Annotated in this window: 11 protein-coding genes; 8 read left to right on the forward strand and 3 right to left on the reverse strand. The window is 35.0% G+C overall.

Annotated features, from left to right (window positions below):
- Window positions 1-766: 766 nt before the first annotated feature.
- Together C8K15_RS19530 and C8K15_RS20490 are read left to right on the forward strand one after the other, a co-directional pair.
- Complete coding sequence (locus C8K15_RS19530; protein WP_158268368.1) at window positions 767-1,927, forward strand: replication initiation protein; 1,161 nt, start codon at window positions 767-769, stop codon at window positions 1,925-1,927.
- A gap of 38 nt (window positions 1,928-1,965) precedes the next feature.
- A complete protein-coding gene (locus C8K15_RS20490) occupies window positions 1,966-2,106 on the forward strand; it encodes a hypothetical protein (protein WP_158268369.1) in 141 nt (46 codons plus the stop codon).
- 275 nt (window positions 2,107-2,381) lie between these two features.
- On the opposite strand, the gene C8K15_RS19535 is transcribed toward C8K15_RS20490, so the two are convergent.
- Window positions 2,382-2,957 carry a redoxin domain-containing protein gene (locus C8K15_RS19535; protein WP_108588056.1) on the reverse strand — a complete coding sequence of 192 codons (576 nt, stop codon included), beginning with the start codon at window positions 2,955-2,957 and terminating at the stop codon, window positions 2,382-2,384.
- Window positions 2,958-2,983: 26 nt separating this feature from the next.
- Entirely contained in the window at window positions 2,984-3,700 is a 717-nt protein-coding gene (locus C8K15_RS19540) for a cytochrome c biogenesis CcdA family protein (RefSeq protein ID WP_108588057.1), read from the reverse strand.
- 353 nt (window positions 3,701-4,053) lie between these two features.
- Between C8K15_RS19540 and C8K15_RS19545 the strand changes: the two genes are divergently transcribed.
- Window positions 4,054-4,419, forward strand: coding sequence for a histidine kinase (locus C8K15_RS19545; protein ID WP_108588058.1), 366 nt, complete (start codon window positions 4,054-4,056; stop codon window positions 4,417-4,419).
- A 296-nt stretch (window positions 4,420-4,715) separates the two neighbouring features.
- Here C8K15_RS19545 and C8K15_RS19550 read toward each other — a convergent pair whose 3' ends face one another.
- Window positions 4,716-4,988, reverse strand: a complete 273-nt coding sequence (locus C8K15_RS19550) for a hypothetical protein (RefSeq protein ID WP_108588059.1) — start codon at window positions 4,986-4,988, stop codon at window positions 4,716-4,718.
- Window positions 4,989-5,235: 247 nt separating this feature from the next.
- On the opposite strand from C8K15_RS19550, the gene C8K15_RS19555 reads away from it, so the two are divergent.
- The 5 genes from C8K15_RS19555 (at window position 5,236) to C8K15_RS20495 (ending at window position 6,575) form a co-directional block, all read left to right on the forward strand.
- The gene (locus C8K15_RS19555; RefSeq protein ID WP_108588060.1) at window positions 5,236-5,487 is read left to right on the forward strand and encodes a hypothetical protein; all 252 of its coding nucleotides are present in this window, start codon (window positions 5,236-5,238) and stop codon (window positions 5,485-5,487) included.
- A gap of 118 nt (window positions 5,488-5,605) precedes the next feature.
- Window positions 5,606-5,872, forward strand: a complete 267-nt coding sequence (locus C8K15_RS19560; protein ID WP_108588061.1) for a translation initiation factor 2 — start codon at window positions 5,606-5,608, stop codon at window positions 5,870-5,872.
- Between the two features lie 127 nt (window positions 5,873-5,999).
- Entirely contained in the window at window positions 6,000-6,269 is a 270-nt protein-coding gene (locus C8K15_RS19565; protein ID WP_108588062.1) for a hypothetical protein, read from the forward strand.
- 4 nt (window positions 6,270-6,273) lie between these two features.
- Window positions 6,274-6,393, forward strand: coding sequence for a hypothetical protein (locus C8K15_RS21530; RefSeq protein ID WP_483310869.1), 120 nt, complete (start codon window positions 6,274-6,276; stop codon window positions 6,391-6,393).
- A 44-nt stretch (window positions 6,394-6,437) separates the two neighbouring features.
- Window positions 6,438-6,575: a hypothetical protein gene (locus C8K15_RS20495; RefSeq protein ID WP_158268370.1), complete on the forward strand. Its 138-nt coding sequence runs from the start codon at window positions 6,438-6,440 to the stop codon at window positions 6,573-6,575.
- Window positions 6,576-6,617 lie beyond the last annotated feature (42 nt).

Consider the following 6,617-nt stretch of genomic DNA (forward strand, 5'->3'; position numbering starts at 1 on the left):
TTGAAAAAAGAACAATTCGACCAGTACATACCGGATGATGAACGTCCAGGTGCTGAAAGCATGAGAGAAACACTCCAACAAAAAAGGGAACAAGAAAAATCTATCGATAGCCGAAAGAAACAAGACCTAGATTTAGAGAGATAAGTCTCGAACTGCGGGAAAAGTAGCTGCAAAATGCGGTTTTGGCAGTCCGTAGATTTCGACTAAACTCCATAAGCTCTAAAATGCCGTACAAGCGTTTTTAAGGTGGTTGAAATGCTTATCCTTACAAATTCCAACAAAATCTATTAAAAACGCTCTTACGTATAATAGAATCGCTTCTAGGTACATTCGGATTCATAGTAGACTGATAGTTTTGCAGAGAGTCCTGAGAGGGGCTTTTTCTTTTGAAAAAGATTTTAACGAATTTCATTTTCCACCACCACCAGGTTCTCACGCGCGTTGTTTGGTGTTGTTTTTATATCTTTTGTTTAAAGTACTTTGTTTTAACTGTTTAGGGCACTCCGAAACCCTTGGTATGATTGGTTTTCAAAGGTCTAACTATTCCTTTTTTGCTTCGAACTATTCCTTTTTTGCTTCGAACTATTCCTTTTTTGCTTCCTTAACTATTCCTTTTTTGCTTCGAACTATTCCTTTTTTGCTTCGAACTATTCCTTTTTTATTAATTAGGAATAAAAATATTGTTTTAATAGTTTTATAATGTGATACATTCTAAGTAACTATTAAATTATCGAAAGACGGAATACTTGGCGAGGAGTGAATTACTTTGGAAACCAATTTTTTAGTAACGCAATCAAATGGATTAATTGAGGCACGGCAAAAGAAACCATTGTCTGCACGAGAACAAAAAATCATTCTTACAATGGTGAGCATGATCCAGCCAAACGATGAAGATTTTATTTTTTACGAAATTTCGATTCGTGAGTTTCATGAAATGTTGGGGTTGGAAAGTCGGGAACACTATACCCAAATCAAAGAAATAGTCGAAAATTTAATGTCAAAAGTAATTGAAATACCTCAAGCAAATGGTGACTGGTTGATGACACATTGGGTTTCAACAGCGCAATACATAAAAGGTGCAGGGGCAATTCGTTTAAAATTTGTTCCTGAGCTCAAACCGTACTTACTTCAACTTAAAAACCAATTCACTTCTTATCGTTTGAGTAACGTACTTTCTCTAAAAAGTGTCTATTCCATTCGTTTGTATGAACTAATGAAGAGATGGCAACATCTTGGGAGATGGACGTGTCTAGTCGAGGATTTACGTGAAAAATTGGGGGCAACAACTAAAACGTATAATCTTTATGGAAACCTCAAAAACAAAATTTTAATAGCTGCTACCAACGAAATTAACGAAAAAACAGACTTACATATTACTTTCAAGGAAATTAAAAAAGGACGTAAAGTGGATAAAATCGAATTTTCCATTCAGCATTTCAAAGAGAAAGAAATTCGACTACCTAAAAAGCAAAAGGAAGAACCAAAAACTACTTCAGTAAATGAAATACGCGAACGACTGAATGGCTCAACAAAGGGCTATAAATTTGATAAAGCGTACTTTGCTGATATTTACACAACTGCACTTACGGTTTGGCAAGAACAGGCTGAGTATGAACTGGGCTTGCTTGTGAAATACGTTAATAATGAACCAACGGTCAATAAACCATTAGGTTTTATTAAATCAAAGCTCGAAATAGCATTACAGCTACATTTGTCAGGCGATAAAGTTAGTTTTAATGAATTACAAAGAGCGAGCCGATCAACTGGACGACAAGAAGTTATTCCAGATTGGTTTTACGAAAGGAATAAATCGAAAGAAGAGACAGTTGCAACCGTAGTGACTGAAGAATATCAGGAAAAGAAACGTGCATTGCTCGAAAAACTGGGGCACTCGGCTGAAGAAATTGAACTGAAAATGAAAGAGTGAATTCGGTAAACGAAAATGAAAAAGTAGGAGTGAAGAAAATGAAATATCTTGAATCATTGAAAGAAGATTTGGCTGAAATAAGTAACAACCAACTGATGATTACAGTGAAGCGTTCGGATTTGCAAAGTTTAATTCGAGCATATGAAAAGCTGAAAGAAGAAAAGTCCTCCACGAAATAAGGGAGGACTTTTTTTGAGTAGGAACATCCAGATCAGAGAGAGTGCCCATCTACACACCCTAAAAAATAAGAGGTGTTTTTGGTCGACCTCCAGTCGGAAATAATGCGATGCATTTGACCCGCAGGGGCTTGATGATTGAACCCCTATAGACCAAAGTATGAAAAGGCAATCTATCATTACGATAGATTGCCTTTTTCGTTAGATTTCAGACATTTGTATATTAGTGTATTCTTTTTCCCTCAGGCGTCATCTTCCTTTTTTTATTACCGATTTATTTACTGTAGGTTATTACCAAGTTCGTTCAACAATTTCTCGTTTATTGGTCCACTAACCTGATGGGCTATTGTTCCATCCGTATTGATCATATACGTCATTGGTAGCGGACCTATCTTGTATGCATCCATTACTTCCCCAGTTTTATCAAGAGGTATTGGGAAAGTTAGCCCGTACGCATCGACAAATTCTCTGGCCGATCCAGGTCTCTCCGCCTTTGTCATATTAACCGCAATAATTTCAACATTTTCCGAATCTTTATTTTTCCGGTAATACTTCTCCATATGTGGCATTTCTTCCTTACACGGTGGACACCATGATGCCCAAAAATTAAGGATTACTTTTTTCCCTTTATAATCAGACAGCCTCACAACATCTCCAGAGAGTGTAGTAAGTTCGAAATCAGGTGGCACATTGCCTTGTTTAAGCCCAGTCTCTTTCTCAGAAGAATCAATAGTTGTTGTAGTTTCGAAATATTCGTCTGGTTCCGTCTTATCAATATTTGATTTCACAGACATAACAATCATCGTACCGATAATCAAAGCAGTGACGATCAAGCCAACATTCCTTTTAATCACAATTAAACCTATCCTCTCTTATGTGCTTACTGAAATAAAGATTGTATTTGGTATTGAATCTTTGAAGTCCAGATATTTAGATAAAACATTTTATCAAAGTAAATCATTATCCCTAACACGACAATGATTAATCCACCTAACTTCATTAGACCCGAAGAATATTTTAAAATGAATTTTGTTTTTCCAATGAAAAAGGCCATTACGATAAACGGAACACAAAATCCTAAAGAGTATGCGGTAACATTAACAAACGTTTGAGCAGGATTTAAAACACTTGCATACATGATTGCTCCGAATATTGGACCGATACAGGGGGTCCATCCAGCAGAGAAGACAAATCCTACGATAAACGAGTTTAAATAAGTGGCAGATTTTTTTTTATAATTAAAACGGGCTTCTTTAAACATAAAAGTAGGTTGAATAATCCCCATTAAAAAAAGGCCCATGAAAACTAAGAATATCCCACCAAACATTTGCAATAGAGTTTGATTTGCAGCAAATAAATTTCCAATTTTGCTGAAAGAAAAACCTAAAATATAATAGATAACCGAAAAACCTAGGGAAAAGAAAAGCGAATGAATCAAAATCATTTTTCTGAAAGAAGCTTCTTTATTCTCTTTTAATTCATTAACCGAAACTCCAGTTATATATGAAATAAATGAAGGATACAAGGGTAAACAACAAGGAGAAATAAAAGCTAAAAATCCTCCAGAAAGAGCCAAAAAAATTGTGACATTATCCAAAAAAACCACCTCTATCGTAATGTTAACATATGGAAGTTCACATTATTCAACAAGTGGAAAACAATCTGTATATTTCTAATTTGGGCATCTGTTGGGGAAGAAGGTTATGTAAAGAAGGATTGGATATTTATTCATTAGAGGGGAAAAGCGAATCAACCAAAAGCCCGTCAACTCAACGATGTATATTCGGTGAATAAAAGATGGATGGGCGAAAAAGAGAAGAAGTGAGATCCCGCAAGGGTTTGTTCGTAGGGTGCAACTTCCTAGTCGTGGTGTTATGTCAACCTGTTCTGTATACGTGATACAATCCAGTTGAGTAAGAAGTACAAGAAAATTGCACAAGGAGTGATATTATGAATGATCAAAACCTATTATTCGAACAATTAAAGAGTATCAAAGATTATTGGCGGGATTTAGCAAGAAAAAGTCTAAATAATGATGAAGATTTAATTTGGACTTCAAAAGAAGATTCAATTAAAATACTTCGAAAAAGTCTTACAACTGAAGAAGAGAAAAAAGCATATCAAATTGCTGTGAATGATATCATAGAAGGAGCCATTCACTCAATATTAGTTATGATTGATGGCGGAGATGCACTGGCTGAAAAATTATCTATTGATTTAATAGACATTGAAACTAATAAATCATTATCAGGAGATACAGCATTACATGAAGAATTTTTGGGCTATTTGTTAGATATAGAAGATGAGGAACATTAAAAATAAAGAAATATAATAACGTGATGGTAAGGAAGTTAATGAAGACGACTACTTCCTCATCCGGATGTTATGTCAACCTTAATCTAAGATAATCAATCGGGTACCTTCTGGGATGTATTCATGATTCCAATCCGGTTCAGCGATGGAATTGATGTTTTACGGATCAATCTCATGTAGAGAATCCATGGGAAAGAAAAAGGGAAAAGCGAATCTATCGCTTTTCCCTTTTCTTTATTCGTTTTCTAGCACTCTCATTCGAGAAATGCTTTTTTTAAACATTGAATAACAATCTATTTTCAGCCATTTATCAGTCGGTTAATCTGGTCTTGTATATACTTCATTTGTAGTCGTAGTCGCTCTGTTTCTTGACGTATTTTCAACATATTGTGCTGTTGTTGTTGTTGTTCTTCTTGGTTATTCTCCATTAGATGTTCTTGTTGTTCTAGCATAGCTTGTTTCCGTTGTAAAGCTAAACCGAAAGTTGTAATAGTATCTCCTAAAGTAAGTAATATCTGTCCTATGTGATGTAAATTAGCATTAGCAGGATAGTCATCTTCTATAGTTTCCATTTGGTCATTCAGGTAAATCCCCTCTTCTCCTTAACAATCTCCTTTATTGTATTCATTATCTAATAAAAAGACCCAATTGCTGCTTTCTATAAACAACGTTGGGCCACGAAGTAAGAGGACTTTTTATTTGGTGTATTAATTATTACCAAGCTTTTATTACACTTGTTTTTTCACCATAAAGTAATCTGTTGAATCAAATAAGATGATACAACAAATTTCATCGACTTATAATCAGGAGGCTAAAACATTGAATAAAAATAATATGGGATTTGGTCAAAAAGGTCCGAAAATGCTAACTGCTATTGAGCTTGAGCTAATTGCTGCAGCAATAGTTACATTCGGCGATGCTATAGGAGCCGTTGCAATTGTTCGAGCCATGGAAGAAGAAGCACAAGTAGAGATAAGTCTGCAAAATAAAGATGAAGAATTGATAAGAATGAAAAAACAAATCGATTATTTAACAAATGAATTATCTAAAATAAAAAGCCAAATGGCATGAGTTATATTCTTTATCAACTCCTGCCGCGTCTTTTGGTTCAACTCTACAATAAGTCTGATTTCTGCATGATTTTCATAGTTTAAGTAGAAATCACAATGTAGACAAGGGGGGAGTTATTATGAATAAAGATAACCAAAACAATCAAAGTACTGAAACATCAGAAATTTTTGCAGCTAAACTAGCATTATTTGGAACTGCACTCTCAACGTTAGGGGATGGAATACAGACATTAGCTGCAGGGATTGCTCTTGAAATATTAGAAAATGCAAATAATAAAACCTTGCCAGACCAAACGGATCAATTAAGACAAATGGAAGATAGAATGCAAAATCAAATTAATCAATTAACCAGAAAATTAGAGAAAATGAAGCGTGGAATGAGATAACGATTTTCTATTATTATAGATAACACGGGCATACATAAAGAACAAATAAATTTATCAGTTAAACTTGCTTTAAAAAACAATAGGGTGTTCATTAGTTTCATCGATTTAAAATCAGGAGGCTAAGACATTGAATAAAAGTAATATGGGCAATGGTCAAAAAGGTTCGAATTCGCTAACTGCTACTGAGCTTGATGTAATTGCTTCAGCAATAGTTACATTCGGCGATGCTTTAGGAACGATTGCAGCGGTTCGGGCCCTGGAAGCAGAAGTACAAGAAGAGATAGATCAAGAAAATCAAAATAAACAATTGATAAGAATGGAAAAACAAATTGATCAATTAACCAGAAAATTAGAGAAAATGGAGCAATTATTTAGAAGCTATGGAGGCTTGGATTAGTGATATGGACTGGCACTGCTTAGGAAATAATCAATCAATTCCAATTCAACCTTCATGGAAGACTATGGCGGACATACTATATGATTCAAAATGTATGAATGATATTAAACTAACGGGTGCTTAGTTGATGAATCGGCTGCCTTAAAGGGCAGTTTTTCTTATTGAGTAATGAAGTCGAAAAACTTCCTAATTGGTCAACGTGCTTTTCACGATTTGGGTTTATTCGGTTCTATGGTTGCCATACTTCCTGGAACGCGTGTTATGTCAACCTATGGTGTGTCCTATACAACTGGGTTCAGCGATTGAATAGATGTTTTGCGGATTGATCCTCCAAGTATAAAGTAACAT

This window comes from Paenisporosarcina sp. OV554, assembly GCF_003058165.1.
Lineage (GTDB): Bacteria > Bacillota > Bacilli > Bacillales_A > Planococcaceae > Paenisporosarcina.